We start from the raw sequence: 18,762 nt of genomic DNA, 5'->3' as shown, positions 1-18,762 counted from the left end.
CATGAATGAAAACATAATAACAGGGAATGAAAAACTAATAAAAGGGAGTGAAAAATTAAAAATGAAAAGTGAAAAATCGAGGAAAATAAAGTATTCTTCATTATTCTTTCTTCTTTTTTCATTTGCCCTCTATGCACAGACAACAAACCTTTCCACAGGTGAGAACTACATCTACACCAAAACCTGCCTGAATGAAGACTGCACAAAGAAAACCGAGGCCGTGGAATATTCCGACGGGCTGGGAAGGTCTAAACAGGTGATCAGCATAAAAGCCTCGCCAAACGGGAAAGACATCGTGATCCCTTTGGAATACGATGCTTTTGGAAGGCAGGTAAAATCTTACCTGCCGATCCCGCAGGCAGGAACGCAGAACGGCGCCTTTTATACCGATCCGAAATCCATCGCTCCGCAGACCTACGGTTCCGATCCGTACTTCTATTCCGAATCCGTGATGGAAAACTCGCCTGCCGCGAAAATCCTTTCCGGTACCAAACCGGGGGCAGACTACCACGGGCATTCCGTCAGTTACGGATATGAGCTCAATGCGGTAAATGAAGTAAAAAAATATACCGTTACCACTGCCTGGACGGGCGGCGCTACCGGGAATACCGTCTCTGCGTCAGGGAACTACAGTGCCGGGACACTGATCAAAACTTCCGTCACCGATGAAGACGGGCACAAAACAACCGAGTTTAAAAACGGGAAGGGGCAGACCGTGCTGGTCAGGAAAGAAAATACGGATACGTATTATGCCTACAACAAATACGGGCAGCTGGCTTTTGTCATCCCGCCATTGGCCGTTTCCCAGGCCCTGACCCCTGCCCTGCTCAATGACCTCTGCTACCAGTATAAATATGATCTCAAAGGACGGCAGGTGGAAAAAAAGCTGCCCGGAAAAGGCTGGGAATACACCGTGTACGACAAACAGGGCCGTGTGCTGATGACCCAGGATGCCCATATGGGTGCTTCCAGGCAATGGCTTTTCAGCAAATATGATAAATACGGCAGGGTGGCGTATACCGGACTCTATACAAGCTCACAGGATTACGGAAGCCAGGGCAGGCAGTCTGAACAGAACACGGCGGACACTGCAGGGGCAGCAGCCGTGCAGAATGAAGGCCGCCATGCAGGAGGCTTCGCAGCCAACGGCGTAACCGCTTATTATACCAATGCCGTTTACCCCACTGCGTTTACCAAAATCCTGTCCGTTAACTATTACGATACCTATCCTGCAGGGAGCCCCGCAAGGCCTGCCCAGGTTTTAGGGAAAAACACCATCGGGGACGATATGGCAGCGGCCGTGAATACCAAAAACCTCCCTACCGCTTCCTATGTGAAGAATATTGAAGATGACAGCTGGACCAGAAACTATATCTGGTACGATGAAAAAGCAAGGGCCGTCGGAACCTATGCCGTCAACCATTTGGGAGGCTATACCAGAACAGAATCCCTGCCTGATTTTGCAGGGATGGTACAGCAGACCAGAGTGTATCATGCAAGGCTGTCTTCCGATACGCCGAAAGTCATTACCCAGACTTTTGAGTACGACAGCGGGAACCGCCTGAAAAAGCAGTGGCACCAGGTAGACGGCCAGCCGCAGGAACTCTTATCTGAGAATACGTATAACGAGCTTTCCCGGATTGTTAATAAGAAAGTGGGAAACAATCTCCAAAGCATAGACTATGCCTATAACCTGAGGGGATCGGTAACAAAAGTAAATGACCCTGCCGGCCTGGGAACCGACCTCTTCGCCTATGCCCTCTCCTACTTTGATCCGGGAGCGGCCGCTCCCGGAAAGTACAGCGGCAACGTATCGGAGCTAAGCTGGAAGACCGCGGCGGATAACATCCTGAAAAAATACAGTTACCGGTATGATAACCTGAACAGGCTGACCCAAGGAACCTATTCCGAACCCAACGCTTCCGTCCCGCAGAATAATTTCTATAATGAAACCGCGGCTTACGACCTTGGGGGGAATATCACCTCTCTGCAGAGGACCGGGAACAGCTTTACCTCCACCGCAGCCCTGATTGACAACCTTGCCTATGCCTACACCGGCAACCGGCTCAATACCGTCACGGATGCTTCGGGAAACTACAGCGGCTACCCGGATGTCTCGGGAAACCCGGTCAGCTATGACAATAACGGAAGCATGACCAGCCATACCGATAAAGGCATCCTTCAGATCGACTATAATATCCTGGACCTTCCCAACTACGTAAAGTTTGACAGGTCCTACGTGCCCAGGGCCAGCTTCGGGGGAGAAGGCAGTTTTAATGTGAATACGACCTGTCTTTACCGGGCAGACGGCACCAAGCTTAAAAAACTGTATACCTACGGTTCAGGGCTCACCAATAAGGAAACGTCTACCCTCACGGAATACCTGGACGGCTTCCAGTATGAGGCCACCAGTTCAACGGGGAAATTTACTCTGGGATTAAAATTCGTCCCTACTTCAGAAGGCTATTACGATTTTGAAAAAAACAGGTATATTTACAGCTATAATGATCATTTAGGAAATGTAAGGGTCAGCTATTTTAAAAATGCCTCCGGCAGCGCAGAAGTTCTTGAAAAAAATGATTATTACCCGTTCGGGCTGAAGCATGAAGGCAATACCCTTTCCTTAGCCAACCCTGCCTATACCTACCAGTACGGCGGCAAGGAACTCCAGAAGGAAACCGGCTGGAGCGATTTCGGGGCCAGGATGTACATGCCCGATATCGCAAGATGGGGCGTGATCGATCCATTAGCGGAGACCTCAAGAAGGGTTAACCCTTATAATTATGCCTACAATAACCCGATCAGCTTTGTAGACCCGGACGGAAGAAAGGCCATGGCTGTAGACGAAGGCTGGTCATGGAATGTTCCTACGGGAAGCGGATGGTTTAATGAAAGAAGAAATTTTGGATCTTTTGAAGAATTTGTGCAAATGACCTCCGGCAATGAAAGAGAGAAAGGCGGAGGTGGCGGCGGAAGTGCTGTAAACATCATCCTTAATTTTATTCGAAGCGATAAAGAGGGCCTTGGCAATTTTGTAAACAGTGATTTTGAAGCAAACGGATGGCATATTATAGACGCTTCCGGCCTCGCAGATGCTCTAAAACAATTGACAAAATATCTGGGAAATAGCCAGGCTGATAATATTTATATTAATGCACATGGTTTGGTAGGTGAACGTTATATATTAGACGAAAGTGGTGAATTAATTCCTGATTCAAGCATTAATGGACGAAATGGATATAAAGTTTTACCTGATACAGGCTTTTATACCAACCTTGAAACTGAAAAAATATACGGAACAGATATTCAGCAGTATATTGCTGATCCAGGTAAATTGGCTGCCGATAAAAAAAGCAGTATTGATAGTCTTATTGGGATCGGTAATTATGTGAAAGACGGGAAAAATCTAATCATGGCATCTTGTTTCTCAGCAAATGATATACTTTTTGGTACGGGACTTTCTTCATTAGTAAAGTCCAGGGATATTTTTGTAAACCGGGATTTTTCAAGTAATTATGTTGTTAAAGGTAAGGGAATAATTCCTTTTCAAAATTTTATTAATTATAATCAAACCTCCAGAGAACATTATGAACATGGATGGGTCTGGTATAGGAATGGTGCGGCTACTCAAACAAATTTTAATATTATAATGACAAAATATGGAGTCAAAACAATTAAATAAAATAATATTCTTAATAGCTTTAGCTTTTAATATGCATGTCTTTTCTCAGATGAAAATGGCAGACATAGAAAATAAAAAAATTTCGGTTAATTTAAATACTGAAAAACGAAATATTATCAAAATATTTGAAAATAAAGATTATAACGTATTTTATATTTTAGACAGAAAAAGTTTTGACTTTGATAAAAATTTAAGAAATATTGACTTAGTAAATCTAATATTTTTTTCTAAAAAATATAATAAAGGAATACTTACTCTTTTTAAACAAAGTATAGAACATGATAAAAAATCAGTGTATAATATTAACTTATTTACAGGTTCTCATGACAAATATATGTTTATTCCTTCAATGATTATTGTTGATAAAGATTTTAATTATGAATATTTAATGAAGTATTATTATATGCCTTTACCACCACCTAAAAGTGAAATATATACTTCAGGTATTAAAATACAAAGTAATAAAAATCGTTGTAATGGAGTAGAAATAGATATAAATGACAATATTATTAATGAGAATATAGATGATATTTTAAGTAATATTTCTAAGATAAGTACAACTGATAATAAGAATAAAAAATGTAATCCCATTGTTTATGAGATGGATCTTAGAGACTTTTTTCCGAAGAAAATAGATAAAGATGGTCGTGTTTACTATAAAAAATAAAGATAATAGTTTCTGCCTTATAATGACAAAATATGGAGTCAAAACAATTAAGTAAAATAATATTACTACTAACGTTGGTTTTTAGTATGAATGTATTTTCTCAGATGAAAATGGCAGACATAGAAAATAGAAAATTTTCAGTTAATTTAAATACTGAAAAACGAAATATTATCAAAATATTTTAAAATAAAGATTATAGCGTATTTTATATGTTAAACAGAAAAAGTTTTGACTTTGATAAAAAGTTAAGAAATATTGACTTAGCAAATCTTATCTTCTTTTCTAAAAAATACAACAAAGGAATTCTTACTGTTTTCGAACAAAGTATAGAACATGATAAAAAATCAGTTTATAATATAAATTTATGTACAGGTGCTCACGGCAACTATATGTTTATTTCTTCAATGATCATAGTAGATAAAGATTTTAATTACGATTATTTAATGAATTATTTATACATTCATTTACCACATGATAGAAATGTATTTATGAATAGACTTACAATACAGGATATTAAAAATTATTGCAATTTAACACGTACTGATATAAAAGGTAACGCAATTTATGAGAATATAGATGATATTTTAAGTAACATTTATAAAATAAATACAAATGATAATAAGTACGAAGAATGCAATCCTATAACTTCAGATGCAGATTTGAAATCTTTTTTCCCAAAGAAAATAGATAAAGATGGACCGGTTTACTATAAAAAGTAGAGTTAATAATTGTCTTATAATGACAAAATATGGAGTCAAAACAATTAAGTAAAATAGTATTACTACTAACGTTGGTTTTTAGTATGAATGTCTTTTCTCAGATGAAAATGGCAGATATAGAGAATAAAAAAATTTCAGTTAATTTAACTACCGAAAAGAATGATATTATAAAAATATTAGATAATAATTCTTACAGTGTATTTTATATTCTTGATAGAAGAGGGCTTGACTTTGATGAAAATGTAGGAACTGTTGATATGGTAAATCTTATCTTCTTTTCTAAAAAATATAATAAAGGAATTCTTACTACTTTTAAACAAGGGATAGTACATGATAAAAAATCTGTTTATAATATAACTTTATATACAGGATCAGCAGGAAAATATATGTTTTTACCCTCAATGATTATAGTTGATAAAGATTTTAATTATGAGTATTTAATGGAATATCATTATATGCCGCCACCTCCCCCAGAAACAGGTAATTATACTTCATGGATCACTTTACAGGATGCGAAAAATTATTGTAATACAATACATGCTGATCTAAAAGGTAATGTTATTTATGAAAATATCGATGATATTCTTAATAATATTTCAAAAATAGATAACAGTAAAAAAGGAAAAAACTGTAATTCTATTTCGAATGAGAGTTTGAAATATGTTTTTCCTAAAAAAATAAATAAATATGGCCATGTTTATTATAAAGAATGACGATTATAATTGTTTATAATGACAAAATATGAGGTCAAAAAAATTAAACAAAGTAGTATGGAGTCGATACTTTTTTTGAGACAAAACCTTTATACTTATTATCTAGTATAAATAATAGAAAAATAGGGTATTGAACTTTCAATACTCTATTTTCATAAAGTTTTGCAAGGAACAGCGCAGGCGCTCTTGAGATTATAGGTGCCAATGATTATTACCCGTTCGGGCTGAAGCATGAAGGCAATACCCTTTCCTTAGCCAACCCTGCCTATACCTACCAGTACGGCGGCAAGGAATTCCAGAAGGAAACCGGCTGGAGCGATTTCGGAGCCAGGATGTACATGCCCGATATCGCAAGATGGGGCGTGATTGATCCGTTAGCCGAGACCTCCAGAAGGGTGAATCCTTATAATTATGCCTACAATAACCCGATCAGCTTTGTTGATCCTGACGGAAGAAAGGCCATGGCCGTCGACGAAGGCTGGTCATGGAATGTTCCTACGGGAAGCGGATGGTTCGGAGCAGGCAGAGAAATAAGAAAGTTCGGTTCCTTTGAGGAATTCGTGGAAATCACCTCAGGCAATGAAAGAGAACGTGGTAGTGGAGGAGCAGGAAGCCTTGAAGGAACGGAAGCCACGTATGAGGAAGCTTTGGCTTTTCTCGGGCTGAACAATGGCTCCGGAGAGTATTTCCAGGGAATTGATTTTTCACAGTTTGGTGCGACAGACTGTTGTTCAGGAGGAAAGGATGTATTAAAAGGATTTATTAACGGAGCAGCGGGTACTTTGGAAGATAGTTTCGGGTTAGCAGGATTGGCCGTTAAAATGGCTGCCGGAAAAGAAGACCTTATCCCAAGGTTATCCGTAAAGGATAAAGCGGCTGAATTTGCAGGTATTCTGCTTTTCGCGGCTATGGAACCTACTCCGGGAGGAGAAATAAGTGCTGGAGGACGTGGACTTATGAAAGTTTACAGAGCAGTTGATAAATCAGAATTAGCGTCAATTAATAAAACGGGTAAATTTTTTATAAATAAAGGAGGAACTGAAGCTAAGTATTTTGCTAATTCTATAGAAAATGCCCATGCATTTGGAAAGCAACTCTATCCAAATGGATATACAATTGTAGAAGGAGTTATTTTTAACTCAAATAATCCTATGAAGTATTGGTCACCAAACACTGATGGCATAGGTGCCTTCATTTTTAACCAAAAAGCTTTAAAAGCAATAAAACCAACCAGATTAATTAAATAATAAATTATGCTTTCGGAGAATAGAACTTTTCATTGTGCAGGAGAACTGAAAATAAAAAAAAGTAAATTATTAAAATCTAAAATGAGACCAATTGAAGATGAGGTAAATTGGATGTTTTTAGTCATAGGAGATTATACTTATAGTTTTGTATATAAGTTTGAAGATCCAGAAAATGCTCAATATAATGTACCATTTTCTGTAAAAATTGCTTTTACCTTTTTTGATTTAGTAAAAGATAAACTTGTATTAAACTACAAGTATACAGTTTTAAGAGGGCAGGAAGAAGTAGGAACCATTATTTTAGAAGATTTTTTACTTAATTAATAGTAACCTATTGAGAATTATAGCTAAAATATATAGCTTGGTTTAAGAGAATGATTATGAAAAAATTTGAAATACATCATGAAACCGATCAACAACAAGTAATCAATAGAATTTTAAAAATTTATAAATAATGGAAAACTTTAAGATTTTATTTCTGAAAATGGGAAGCCTACAACAATTTAATGTGTGGAAAGATCCGATCGTTTTGTGAGATTTATTTTTTATATCTGCTACGAAAACTATGTCTATCATAATTTCTATATTTTTTCTTCAGCACATATTAGCAGGATGCAGCGAGAGTTTTGAAATATCGATATCCCATCGTAAGCTCCTCGAAAAACAGTACAATTTAAAAGTATAAATAATTAACTTTAAATTGTAAAAAACAATATGAGAAAGAGGAGATTTACAGAAGCAAGAGGAAACCACGATTAAAAAAATCGTGATTTGTATTTATCTGGTTGATAAAGGAACAGGGGTTTGTATTTTTTTATAGTATATTTTTAGTATACCATAATATGCTTTTTAAATTAAAATAATTATAAAATATTGACGATTAAATATTTATAAGTACACTCCGGTATGTAAAAAAGTATACGATTGCTTTTTGGACATCCTAATTTTATCTGTTGCCGTTTACCATTTCACTGATATGCCGGATGATTGTACAGGTATTTATTATCATATTTTCTCAATGCCGGAGATAGGTTTCAACGTCACTTTTTTTAGCCAGATGAATGTACATTTCATTGCATTTTTCAAAACGCACATATGGATTTATTGAATTCCCGGAATTCTGGATATAAATGGTATCATTGTCAAACATAGCACTTATATTACTGTTAAAATCAAGATAAGTTGTTTTATCCTCCTTAAAAAGCTTCACAACTCCCTCAATTTTTTTTCCTTTCCCTATTTCAAAAATAAAATGATTGCCCGGGTCAATTTTTAGGTTGATTTTACATTTGGGCTCAGTCGGAATATAGGTACCGCTTATACTTTGGGAATAGGTAAAACTGTACATCAGAAATAAAAATAACCTAATCATCAAGTTTTTCAATTTTGGCTTTATTCTTTTTACCCCATTTGAGGTTTTTAATACCGCTTGTTTCATATGTATATGTACCTATTGGTTTTAATTTATTTGTTTTACAATCCTCTTCGATTTTCATTAATTTAATGATCGATTTCACATTACTTTTTCTATGATCAAAACCATTTAATCCACCGTTAATTCTGACAGAGATAAGAATGAGATCATCTTTATCAGCATAATTCCCAAGTTGCCGGTCATCCCAGAACCAGGCTGCTGAATCACAGGTATAGGTTAAATCATCGGCAACAACTTCGGGGGTATCAATCAATTCTTTCTTACCGATATGATTGAAATATTTTTCATAGGTGTCTTTCCAGGTCAGTTGTATCAATCCTTTTCCTTTATATTTAGGGCCGTAGCCTTTAACATTATGACCGTGTTTTATACATTCATTATACCTGTTATAAGCTCTTTGAATCTGTTTGATTTCCTGAGCATTAAATTTCTTATGAAGCCCGGCACTTAGTTTTTTATCTTTCTTATAGTTTACATAGGGTTTAAAACTTTCATACCCTTCTAGATGAGTGGAATGGTCATAATCCCATCCTGAGGCATATTCCATTGTTGTATTGAGCCTATCAGATTCCGTTTCAATCTGCGCCAGAAAGTGTGCTTTTCTAAGGCATGTATTGATATGGTTATCTTTCATCGCTTTATTTAAAGCCTCTGTAAAAGCTTTGTACTCTTTCATTCCATCGGGTAACGGGCAGTTTTTAGCGGTAAATAATTTTTTAGATTTATAAAAGGATTTAATGTCATCCTCTGTAAAATCTTTTTCACAGAAACATTTTTTATCATCCTTCTCTTCCGGCACCGGTGCTCCTTTTGTATCAATACTTTCAGGCTCATTGACCTGTCCGGAAGTGACAAACTCTATCTTCCCGGTTTCAGGCGGTATATTACCCGGCATTTTGCCGGTCCCCGGTAAGGTTGATTTTTTTAACAATACATAATTCTCCTGTACTTTAGCGGTCCCGAAATCCTGCCATTCTGTGAGGGATATCATCTGAAAGCCATCATCAAATGTAAAGTTGGGAATCTGTTTTTCCACGATGGTTCCGGTAAGCTTCCCTTGGGTTGTCGGCACATCATTTAAAACTTTAAATTCGCCCGTATGGGCATTGAATTTTATCTTTGCCCCATCTATGGCCAGCAGCAGATCTTCTGAGGCACTGTCTTTTTTCTCATTTTCAGCGCGCTTTTCCTCCATTTTCCGGCTGTTGGCCTCCTTCGATTCGTCATTGTCCTGTGCCGTACCCTGCTTCTGGGTTTCCGGAATGGCAGCTTCTTTATCTGTATCTTTATCTATCCTATCCATAGTAATGAATGTTTTAAATGGGTATGATGTTTCCTGATTTCTGTAAAACCTTCTTCATAATGATCTCCTTTGAATATAAATATTCCCCTGAAGTGGTCAATCTCTGTCGGGTCCGGATTTTCAGGAGAAATGGTTAACGTCACTTTGTCTCCATCTTTTACAGGGGTCATTATTTCTGTAAATCCATCAGGAGACGCTCTCTTTCTTTTTGTATCAAATGGCTGCAGCAAGCCGTTGAAAAGCAATCCGAACATAGGGTAACCTCCTAAAAAACCGATCAGACGGCTTTCATCCTCAAGCAGACTGCTTATCTCACTGAAATAGTTATCTATAACTTCTCCCTGATGGGTTTCCGAAAGCTTTGCCAGCATCCCGGCCCATCTTAAGCGAAGAAAATCAAGGTTATTGACTTCAACCATATTTCCGGCTTTATCAACAGTCAGTTCCAGCTCATCAAACAAATAACTGACCTGTTTTAAAAATTTCCCCATTGCATGATCATCGTCCGAAAAAATAAAATCCACCACTAAAACATGATACTTAAAACGGTCTTTTTCCTCCCCCAGATAATAGATTTCAGCATGTCTTGCATATTTTTTCACGGTCAGATAAAACGGATTTTTCTGTTCGGTGACAATCGTTTCCAGCCGGTATGTTTTCTGATGAAGGTTTTTCAATATATCCGGTACCATTCTCAGTATATTCTTCTCTGATAATCGCTGTTGGGATCCATTCCCATCCAGTCTCTGTTGGCAGACCAATGAAGATATTCATTTCTTACCGTTCTTAATAAGCTTTGCCACCGGTTACCGTAGACCGTTACACCGGGAATATTTATGACCGGGTTGCCGTCTTTATCAGGGGTTACGGTAGTGTGTTCAACAGGCTCTTCTGCCTTCATTTTATCATATTCTTTTTCCAGATCTTCATCGCTTTTGAATGCCCAGGCTTCTTTACTGCCAAAAACATATTCATGCAGCCTTACTTTGGCAGCAGGAAGGTGTTCATCATGCGCTATGGAATACGTGGCTTCTGTTTTTGTTATGATCTTGTGATCATAAAACTTCAGCCCCTGTTCTTCCATAAAATGCAGTGGGATGTAGCTGTACTCTTTTCGCAGAAAGCGGGTCCCGGTAATTTTCCGGTACACATTTCCGAATGTTAAAATATTGAGTGCCGTATTGCTGATCTCAATCTGATCTTCTTTAAACCAGTGTTCATCAATTAAATCCTGCATCCGTTTTTTTAATGCCCACAGGGGTTGGTGATTGGAAGTTTCAATTTCATCCACCACTTCCATTCCGTTTTCATAAGCTCCCCCGATGTCACAATGAACCCCGGGAAATTCTTTTTCAATGCTCCCCGGAAACCTGGTGAGCGAAAAGTTTTCACGATGTTCATCCGTTGCCGTAAAATGAACCGCTTTAAAATACGGTCCGGGATTTTTTAACTGCAGCTGTTCCACATCATCGCCAAAATAGTGGCTGGGTCCTGCTGTGGAATGGACCATCCCTTTATACCCCACTCTTTTCGCAGTGCCCATGTCCCCGAATTCCTCATAAGAAGAAACGGTTTCATAGACGCCTATAAAACGGATATCCAAGGTTAAATCCTCAAGCTGTTCAGGAGATAAGATTTTCTTGCTTAAAAGATAATACCCTAAAAAACCGAATTTCGGCAGTTTCCCCTCTGTAAGATACCTGGGGTCTACTTCAATATTATCTTTATCTATCCAGATATCTCCATATTCAGGAATGATAACGGGCCCTTCATGACCATAGGATCCTGCTTCTTTGTAGCCGGTGATTTTTCTTGATTTCCTGATTTCAATATCTTTTGCCCTTTTGTGTCCATTAATTTCATAGACAAAATTTCTCGCGGCTGCAGCACCGCGGCTGAATCCAAAAGCATCTATGGTGATTTTTGTTACTTTCTTTTTTGAAACAGCTTTTTTCAGAAGCACCTTAACCCTGTCAGCGATTTTTTCGCATCCTTTTCTTACTTTTCCTCTCACTCCTGATTCACCGGAACCATACTGAAAGCCATCGTCCACATCCCTGCTGTTATTTAGTGTACCGATACCCTCTACATACACTGCATAATCAACCTGTTCACAACATTGATACATCCTGGCCACATTGGTATAATCGTTACTGAAGCTGTTATCAACGCCCTGACTGTCTAACCACCCTCTGTGGCTCCCTTTGAGATACCGGTCGCGTTCTGAATCATTTTCAGTGATGTCACTGCTTTCCAGATCATCAAATTCTTCTTCCTGCTGCTCCCTTGTTTTTTTTATTGCTTCTTCTTTCGCCAGGATCTGCTCCCGGGTATCCGTACTTTGTATTTTATTTTTCCCATCCCTGTACTTCTCCCTTAACTCCGTGTTTTTGAGGTTGTTTAAAGTACCGTCGAAAAAAATCCCTATTTCCAGATGCAGTTCATCTATAGGAGGAACAGCATTACCTGTATTATACACCAGTGTTTTTCCCATACTCTTCGTTTTAGAAAACTTCCACTTGATCAGCTTTTATAAAAGCAGATTTGCCGTTTCCGCCTTTCAGCTGTACCGTAAAATAGCTGTTTGCTTCATTTACTTTAATTATAATATCCGCTTCTGTTGAATCCGGATCTTCTCCAAATACCGTTTTAAACGCTTCAAAGCTTGATTTTTCATTCAGATCACCACTCGCTCCATATTCCTTATTATCACTGCCTATAAAATCAAAAGCTATTCTTGTCGGCATTGCCCTTCCTGTATTTTGGGCCAGAGAAATTTTTGCAGCATCAAGCTGTTCCATTTCTCCGTTGATCATGCTGATGCCAACGTCTGTTAACGGGTTGAGCTTTGCTTTTTCCGGAAGTTCAAAAACAGGCTTCCAACGGTAACGTATCCTGTACGCATCCCATATCCCAAAAGGAATAGGTTTTCCTTTATTTTCGTCCCGTACCTTTGCCGGGATGATCTGTTCACGGGTATGCACCATTTCCAGATAATCCTTCCGCCAGAAACGGTTTTCATGGCTATCCAGTTTCGCAATTTCCGATTCCGGGATCGTCACTTTCCTTCCCTGATACCTCCCTACTTCTTTCTGAACACCGGCACCGGCTACCCAAACCACAACAATGCCGCCGGGAGCCATTCCCACGCCAATCCTGTCATAGTTCAGATGCTCCGTTTCCCCGCTTCCGTTAGTCACTTTTACTTCATAGCCTTTGCTGAAATACGATCTCAGTTTAGCGGTATCAACAGGGGTATCGATCAGATAAAACTGATTTTCCATATAGGACATCCAAATAAAATCCAGACGGGAAGGGAGGCTTTTAAAACCGTTACCCATTCCGTTATTGATCGTACCCCAGGTATTTCCGCCGGGAATGATGCCAAAACCCAATCCGACCCACTCTCCCCCTTCACATTCCATGCCTCCTTTATATACTTCCATCGGATACCCTAAGGAAGCAGAGGTTCCCTCAGTCCATTCATATTTGGTCATTGCTTTTGTTTTTTGATGGTCTTTCTTTTCCTGACACGAGATCTGAATAAAGAATAATAAGCTTAATAAATAGGGTATTGACTTGTTCATTGTTTAGGGAAATTATTCTTTAACACATCCATACATCCGAATTTCTTTTTTAATAATAGTTTGAATCCTTGAATTCAAACCGATGTCTAGCCTTTGTTCACTTTGGCATCTATCTTACCAAGCATTTTCGCAACTCCCGCACTCTGCAATAAAATATCGCCGTTTTTGGCATTATGAGTGGTTGTAGAAGTGTTCTCCTTTAAATCTCCCGTTATATTGACGGTTTTATTTTCATTAACGGTCTGCTTATAATTCTTAGAAGTAAACTGATGATTGCTGATAATATTCATGGCATGATCATTCCCTACACTTGTTTTCATATCTTTTCCGACATTGATATTAAGATTCTCACCGGCATTGAAAGTCATGTTTTTGGGCGCGGTAACTACAATATTCCCTGCTCCGTCCATGAAGTAATTATTGCCGCTCGGATCGATAATATTGACACTTCCTTCCGCATCATTCATTAAAATCCTGATTCCGCTTCTCGTCTGTATGGATTTTAAATGATTGTCTGCCCCGCCTCCCAAAGCGGTCCCGCCATGAAACATTCCTCCCATCACAAAAGGCCTGTCCGGATGGTTGTGTACAAAACCTACCATGACCTGGTCACCGACTTCGGGTATGGCGATATATCCCCGGTTCTGGCTGATCTTATCTGTTCCCCCTGCATCGGGAGCCATCATCCGGATAAAATTAGTCGTATCGTTCATCTGCCAGCCGAACCTTACGGTTACCCTGCCCTGCCCCTGAGGATCAGTATTGGAGATGACGGTGGCGATCTGCGGCTGGGCAATGGGGATAACAAAATCCGGTTTGGGGATATATCCTGTATCTGAAGCTATCGCTTCAAATTTCCCTGTATAGTTTCCCAGGGTATCAACTTCATGGGTAACTTCAGTCATCATCAGTTTTGTAAAATAGTCCGTCTGGCTGCTGTCGGTTTTCCGCATCTTAATATCGGCAATACACCCCGGATATAAAAAAGGAAGGGTGGTTTCCCCTGATACGGTAAAGACTTCTACCGCCCTGCTTCCTGATGCAGAAGTTTGGGAAATGACCACATCCATATCCGTGGCCGCTTTTATCGGCGCCACCTGCAGTGATGGGGTTCTGAATATTCTTTCATTGTTCTGATAGGCGGTTTTTGCTAAATTTCCCACATGCTGTATCGGAGTTTCCCCGGAACTGAGCTTGGTATCGGAACTGCTGTTATATCCGTAAAAGCTGGGTTTGATATGGACTGCTTTCAATTCAACACTAACATCGGAAACATTACTTCCGTACACCAGTTCCAATGCTTTATTTTGAGGCGGCATGTTTCCAAAGTGGAGAACTTCACCATCGTAATAAAACTGTTCTCCGTAGGCTTCTGCCATTCTGCAAAGATAATTGTAGTGGGTTTCATCATACTGGGCACTGTATAAAATCTGAGAAGATACTTTTGCATTGATTTTTACATCAAACTCACTGCTTTCGATTCCCTGCCTGATGATGTCGGTGGCGATGATGCCCATATTTACAGGCTGTATTCCACCGAAACTTTGGGTATGGGGAGCAGCATCCAATAGGATGGTTGGGCTGTAGCCCTTCAATACGACGTTTCCGAGGCTGTGGCTTTTCTGGCTGAATCCGACTTTGGTAATAACCCCGACAAATGTTCTTTCCGGACTGTTTTCAACGTCTTTATATTTGATATTTACCGTCAGTCTTCCTCCTAAAAACCGATTGGCCTGTTCAAGCTCATGATTTTGTTTTTCAGACAGGGTATCATGGGCAAGGATCAGTTCAAATTCATGATGCTTTCTTACACTTTGCTGCAGGCGGAAATATTTAAAATGTTTGATAATCTTTCCGTCAATGACAACATCCAGTTTCACCACACGGTTGATTCCAGGAATATTATTCTCTGCAATCTTGTCAGAATTTGAAGTATTTTTATCCATATTATTTACTGTGTTTTTGAGGTTCTTACCATAAGAAATTAAAAAATATACAGATGCTCTGTGAAGTTAAAAAACTTTTCGGGTATAAAATTACAGGGTCAGATTCATTTTCAGACTTCCGGTAAAACCTATGAGCGATCTTATGCGTTACGATCTGAACCGCAATCATTATAAAGTAAAAAAGACAGAATGGCATTCCTGATACCGGATACCCCATTCTGTCTGATATTTTTTATTTTTAAGAAATTACCCTTTAGGAAGAAGGCCATTCTGCTTTGTAAGAAGAGTTACCCAGGTCGATCAGCTCTGCACTGACAATGAAACTGATGTACATACTGTTTTCATCCACGGCATCGAAATCCACTTCATGCTGAATCACATACCCGTTCTCCCATTTTAAAGTAGTCAGCGTTCCTTCTTCATGGGATTTATTGAATGTTATTTCTCCGGTTGTCGGCTTGTATTTCCCGTTTAAAAGGCTTTCCAGTATATCAGATTTTTCTGTAGCTTCTACGGTGATTTTGATCAGGGCATTGGAGGGGTCTGATGCTACCCTTCCGGATACGTCTGTGGAACGGGACACCCCATAATTAAGCCTGAGCAGTTTCTGCCCTTCGCCGCCGTTGAATTTCAGAATGCCTCTTGAATTTTTTTCTGCCATGATAGGTACATTTTAATTATTGATATGCTGTGATCTGGTGTTGATTACTTCACTAAATTTAGAATACTTATTTTAGAAAAAGGCCGTTTAATGCTATAATATCAAAAAGTGTAGTAGTATTACTACTAACAACTGTTAGGCTTGATTAATATGGTGTTGTAAAAGGGAACTGTAAATTACCCTGCATAAAATAACAATCAAAACCGGCAGAAAATTCGGCATCTCAGATTAATCAGTCGATTATCATATTTTTATCATCCTGTACTACTAAGGAAGATTTTGATACTGACCAACTGAAAAATTATATCCTGCAAAAATCCTATCTTCGGGATTGAGACAGCATTATCAACCGCACCTGGCTGAAAATACCAGAAAGGCTTCTAACCGATCTTATTAAGATCAGTTATAAAAATATTTATTTGTACTTTGGAAGAAGAAAATTTAATGATCGCCCTGAACAGTTAGGCCTTTCAGCATGATAAGGCCTTACCGCTCTCATAAGGCAGGTAATAATTTAATATCAACAATTTAAATAAAATGATGAAAAAAACTATCATGCAATGGCTTCTGCTGCCCCTTATTTTTGTAGCCTGCAAGACGCCTCAGGTGCGCAACGGCAGCAACCCCGCCCAATCCTTTTTACCGATGCAAATCGGAAACTACTGGAAGATGGACGCCCGGAATTACACCGAGGTACAGGATACCGTGAGAATAGACGGCAGACTGTATTATAAATTCTATTCCTTAACCGGCGGTGATGCGGTTTCAACCGCCTATCTGAGAATCGATGAGAACAACCGGTTAATGGAATCATGGCCGGAAGCAAACGGCAAGGAATATACCCGTGCCCAATTCAACAGCAAGGTGGGGGAAAGCTTTTTTACGCTTAATGACCGTACGGCCAATGATTATAAAGTAACCGTCACTGAAAAATCGGATAACAAAATAACCTTTTCTTTTGATATGGTATATCATGAAAAGATGAAAGGGCAACCGCATCAGGTAAGCTATATCAAGGGATCAGGTTTGGACGATCAGTGGAAAAGCATTAAGATTGACGGCAAAATTATAAAATAAGCAGTACGGCCTGATCCTGCCCCAGCCTTTGTCACCCCAAAAGCCGGTCCGGGCGCTAAGAAAGTTACCCGCCCGGGAACGATCGAACGCCCCATCCTCCAGATCGTCTGCCGGATTATCTTCGGTGCGGGGGCGGGCCTGAAACCGTTAACGGACCTTTAAGGCTCCGGCTTTAGAGAGGTTTTATCTTTGAAATAAATAAACCCCTGTTGCGCCGAAGGCTGTGGCAGGGGTTTACTTTCCTAAAAACCGGAGCACTTACCTATTTTACATGTGGGACAGATATGAAAAACAGTATATTTCAGAAGTTCAGGGTATCAAGATTTTATCTGAACAGGATCAGGCAAAACAGTCATGAGCATTGCCGGAGCCCTGCTGTCCTGCTGCGCTTGTCCCTCCATATTTTAAAGCCGGCGGGCTGGAGAAATAAACTGCTCCCATGGTTGTGAATTATGAAAATAGTTGTACTATTGTAACAGCCAAATATTCAATCATATGAAAACAAATCTTAAAGGTCTGAGGGAATTAGACAGAAAACAGCTGAAAAATATCGCAGGGGGATATCAGCAATGTCCGGACGATTTACAGTGCGGAAACGACTGGTGCTGCATCAATGGGGCCTGCAGGCCCATTTCACAGGTGAGGCCCGGGTATCTCTGCATGGTCGCAGTAGATCCCCTGAGTTAAAAACCCGGCATCAGACCGTATCAGCCAATGATTTCCCCGGCCTTTGCCGGGGATTTGCTTTACTTGGCACTTCCTGAAAATTCCCGGTAAGAACGCCCCGGGCCTCTAATACCGTAAAGCTGTAGAGACCATACCATCCCTTCCGGATACGCGGGAATCCGATAATGTTTCTTTTTCCAATCCCGTATTATTTCTTCAATACCTATGGGACCGGCATTTAACAACTTGACCACGGGTTCAGTACACCCCTATTCATCATCCTGCAGCCTGTTATTTTCATGGTGTGGCAACACCGTGTAATGATGGTGCATGCCGGTTCCGGAAAGAAAATCATCAGCGGAACCATCCCTACTGAATTTTTTATTCACAGGCATGCGGATCCACCTACCGACCACCCGGACAAACCCGTTATGTCCTTCAGCAATCCGGATGTCATTCTGCATCGTTGTTATTGCATTTCATTTCTTCCTGATGTACAAAGATCCTAAATGACGTTGATGGTTCGTAGCATTTATAATGCATCCCTGAAGATTTCTGCAACGCCGAAGAAAAAAATTGATTTGAAGTAAAACCGTTGACCATAGTATCTCGTATATATTTTAACACAGCTCATTTTTTGAGTTTTTCATGGTTATTAGTTTTTAATCCCCGGCTTTGGCCGGGGATTTTTGATCCGGTTATATATCTACCAATCATATCATTCTATTTTTAGACATTTGCATGTACCATTCATTGATTCACCACCCTTTCAGTTCCTGAAAGGTTTTTACATAAAAAATTATTAATGCATTAATTTTATGGTGTTATTTTTATTATATTTAGTTTGTCATTGGGGTGAGTCACAACAAAACCGGATGCGGACTTTTTGAAACAATAATGTGCATTGCTTTGGCTATGCCGAATCCTCCACTTCATACCCTGCCGGATTTCAAAAATTATTATCTTCTTGATTAGTCACAGCACGGAGGTTCGCCAATGCCTAATCCTGAATGTTGTGAATTGCTTTCAAAATTTATTAACTTCGTGATTAGTCACAGC

16 protein-coding genes are annotated in these 18,762 nt (G+C 39.3%); 8 read left to right on the top strand and 8 right to left on the bottom strand.

Annotated elements, in window-relative coordinates:
* Position 1 precedes the first annotated feature (1 nt).
* The 6 genes from H561_RS22225 (at position 2) to H561_RS0107545 (ending at position 7,352) form a co-directional block, all read left to right on the top strand.
* Positions 2–3,682 carry a DUF6443 domain-containing protein gene (locus H561_RS22225; RefSeq protein WP_162143023.1) on the top strand — a complete coding sequence of 1,227 codons (3,681 nt, stop codon included), beginning with the start codon at positions 2–4 and terminating at the stop codon, positions 3,680–3,682.
* Positions 3,660–4,349: a hypothetical protein gene (locus tag H561_RS0107570; protein WP_027386457.1), complete on the top strand. Its 690-nt coding sequence runs from the start codon at positions 3,660–3,662 to the stop codon at positions 4,347–4,349. Before H561_RS22225 ends, H561_RS0107570 begins: the two co-directional genes overlap by 23 nt.
* Before the next feature lie 209 nt (positions 4,350–4,558).
* The gene (locus H561_RS0107560) at positions 4,559–5,068 is read left to right on the top strand and encodes a hypothetical protein (protein WP_027386456.1); all 510 of its coding nucleotides are present in this window, start codon (positions 4,559–4,561) and stop codon (positions 5,066–5,068) included.
* 29 nt (positions 5,069–5,097) lie between these two features.
* Positions 5,098–5,781, top strand: a complete 684-nt coding sequence (locus H561_RS0107555; protein ID WP_155845761.1) for a hypothetical protein — start codon at positions 5,098–5,100, stop codon at positions 5,779–5,781.
* A gap of 191 nt (positions 5,782–5,972) precedes the next feature.
* Positions 5,973–7,028, top strand: coding sequence for an RHS repeat domain-containing protein (locus H561_RS0107550; protein WP_081411646.1), 1,056 nt, complete (start codon positions 5,973–5,975; stop codon positions 7,026–7,028).
* A gap of 6 nt (positions 7,029–7,034) precedes the next feature.
* A complete protein-coding gene (locus H561_RS0107545; protein WP_027386453.1) occupies positions 7,035–7,352 on the top strand; it encodes a hypothetical protein in 318 nt (105 codons plus the stop codon).
* A 691-nt stretch (positions 7,353–8,043) separates the two neighbouring features.
* Here H561_RS0107545 and H561_RS22220 read toward each other — a convergent pair.
* The 7 genes from H561_RS22220 to tssD all read right to left on the bottom strand — a co-directional run bounded on the left by H561_RS22220 (position 8,044) and on the right by tssD (position 15,960).
* Positions 8,044–8,400: a hypothetical protein gene (locus tag H561_RS22220; protein WP_155845760.1), complete on the bottom strand. Its 357-nt coding sequence runs from the start codon at positions 8,398–8,400 to the stop codon at positions 8,044–8,046.
* The gene (locus tag H561_RS23275; RefSeq protein ID WP_051349331.1) at positions 8,393–9,766 is read right to left on the bottom strand and encodes a glycoside hydrolase family 19 protein; all 1,374 of its coding nucleotides are present in this window, start codon (positions 9,764–9,766) and stop codon (positions 8,393–8,395) included. The genes H561_RS22220 and H561_RS23275 overlap by 8 nt, the downstream gene beginning before the upstream one ends.
* The gene (locus tag H561_RS0107530; protein ID WP_027386452.1) at positions 9,754–10,458 is read right to left on the bottom strand and encodes a hypothetical protein; all 705 of its coding nucleotides are present in this window, start codon (positions 10,456–10,458) and stop codon (positions 9,754–9,756) included. The genes H561_RS23275 and H561_RS0107530 overlap by 13 nt, the downstream gene beginning before the upstream one ends.
* A gap of 2 nt (positions 10,459–10,460) precedes the next feature.
* A complete protein-coding gene (locus H561_RS0107525) occupies positions 10,461–12,260 on the bottom strand; it encodes a phospholipase effector Tle1 domain-containing protein (protein ID WP_027386451.1) in 1,800 nt (599 codons plus the stop codon).
* Positions 12,261–12,270: 10 nt separating this feature from the next.
* The gene (locus tag H561_RS23270) at positions 12,271–13,353 is read right to left on the bottom strand and encodes a DUF2931 family protein (RefSeq protein ID WP_051349330.1); all 1,083 of its coding nucleotides are present in this window, start codon (positions 13,351–13,353) and stop codon (positions 12,271–12,273) included.
* 86 nt (positions 13,354–13,439) lie between these two features.
* On the bottom strand, positions 13,440–15,299 hold the full coding sequence (locus H561_RS22205; RefSeq protein ID WP_155845759.1) for a type VI secretion system Vgr family protein: 1,860 nt from the start codon (positions 15,297–15,299) through the stop codon (positions 13,440–13,442).
* A 253-nt stretch (positions 15,300–15,552) separates the two neighbouring features.
* Positions 15,553–15,960, bottom strand: a complete 408-nt coding sequence (gene tssD / locus H561_RS0107510) for a type VI secretion system tube protein TssD (protein ID WP_027386450.1) — start codon at positions 15,958–15,960, stop codon at positions 15,553–15,555.
* A 537-nt stretch (positions 15,961–16,497) separates the two neighbouring features.
* On the opposite strand from tssD, the gene H561_RS0107505 reads away from it, so the two are divergent.
* Together H561_RS0107505 and H561_RS0107490 are read left to right on the top strand one after the other, a co-directional pair.
* Positions 16,498–17,037, top strand: a complete 540-nt coding sequence (locus H561_RS0107505; protein WP_027386449.1) for a hypothetical protein — start codon at positions 16,498–16,500, stop codon at positions 17,035–17,037.
* Between the two features lie 495 nt (positions 17,038–17,532).
* Positions 17,533–17,724 carry a hypothetical protein gene (locus H561_RS0107490; RefSeq protein ID WP_027386448.1) on the top strand — a complete coding sequence of 64 codons (192 nt, stop codon included), beginning with the start codon at positions 17,533–17,535 and terminating at the stop codon, positions 17,722–17,724.
* 248 nt (positions 17,725–17,972) lie between these two features.
* On the opposite strand, the gene H561_RS0107485 is transcribed toward H561_RS0107490, so the two are convergent.
* Positions 17,973–18,167, bottom strand: a complete 195-nt coding sequence (locus H561_RS0107485) for a hypothetical protein (protein ID WP_027386447.1) — start codon at positions 18,165–18,167, stop codon at positions 17,973–17,975.
* Positions 18,168–18,762: the final 595 nt, after the last annotated feature.

This window comes from Chryseobacterium gregarium DSM 19109 (assembly GCF_000430845.1).
Classification (GTDB): domain Bacteria; phylum Bacteroidota; class Bacteroidia; order Flavobacteriales; family Weeksellaceae; genus Chryseobacterium; species Chryseobacterium gregarium.
This window is presented reverse-complemented; position numbering and strand designations above follow the sequence as displayed.

Coding starts and splice junctions, on each gene's coding strand:
- H561_RS22225 (WP_162143023.1), top strand. CDS start 2: ATGAATGAAAACATAATAACAGGGAATGAAAAACTAATAAAAGGGAGT.
- H561_RS0107570 (WP_027386457.1), top strand. CDS start 3,660: ATGGAGTCAAAACAATTAAATAAAATAATATTCTTAATAGCTTTAGCT.
- H561_RS0107560 (WP_027386456.1), top strand. CDS start 4,559: ATGTTAAACAGAAAAAGTTTTGACTTTGATAAAAAGTTAAGAAATATT.
- H561_RS0107555 (WP_155845761.1), top strand. CDS start 5,098: ATGGAGTCAAAACAATTAAGTAAAATAGTATTACTACTAACGTTGGTT.
- H561_RS0107545 (WP_027386453.1), top strand. CDS start 7,035: ATGCTTTCGGAGAATAGAACTTTTCATTGTGCAGGAGAACTGAAAATA.
- H561_RS22220 (WP_155845760.1), bottom strand. CDS start 8,400: ATGATTAGGTTATTTTTATTTCTGATGTACAGTTTTACCTATTCCCAA.
- H561_RS23275 (WP_051349331.1), bottom strand. CDS start 9,766: ATGGATAGGATAGATAAAGATACAGATAAAGAAGCTGCCATTCCGGAA.
- H561_RS0107530 (WP_027386452.1), bottom strand. CDS start 10,458: ATGGTACCGGATATATTGAAAAACCTTCATCAGAAAACATACCGGCTG.
- H561_RS0107525 (WP_027386451.1), bottom strand. CDS start 12,260: ATGGGAAAAACACTGGTGTATAATACAGGTAATGCTGTTCCTCCTATA.
- H561_RS23270 (WP_051349330.1), bottom strand. CDS start 13,353: ATGAACAAGTCAATACCCTATTTATTAAGCTTATTATTCTTTATTCAG.
- H561_RS22205 (WP_155845759.1), bottom strand. CDS start 15,299: ATGGATAAAAATACTTCAAATTCTGACAAGATTGCAGAGAATAATATT.
- tssD (WP_027386450.1), bottom strand. CDS start 15,960: ATGGCAGAAAAAAATTCAAGAGGCATTCTGAAATTCAACGGCGGCGAA.
- H561_RS0107505 (WP_027386449.1), top strand. CDS start 16,498: ATGATGAAAAAAACTATCATGCAATGGCTTCTGCTGCCCCTTATTTTT.
- H561_RS0107490 (WP_027386448.1), top strand. CDS start 17,533: ATGAAAACAAATCTTAAAGGTCTGAGGGAATTAGACAGAAAACAGCTG.
- H561_RS0107485 (WP_027386447.1), bottom strand. CDS start 18,167: ATGCAGAATGACATCCGGATTGCTGAAGGACATAACGGGTTTGTCCGG.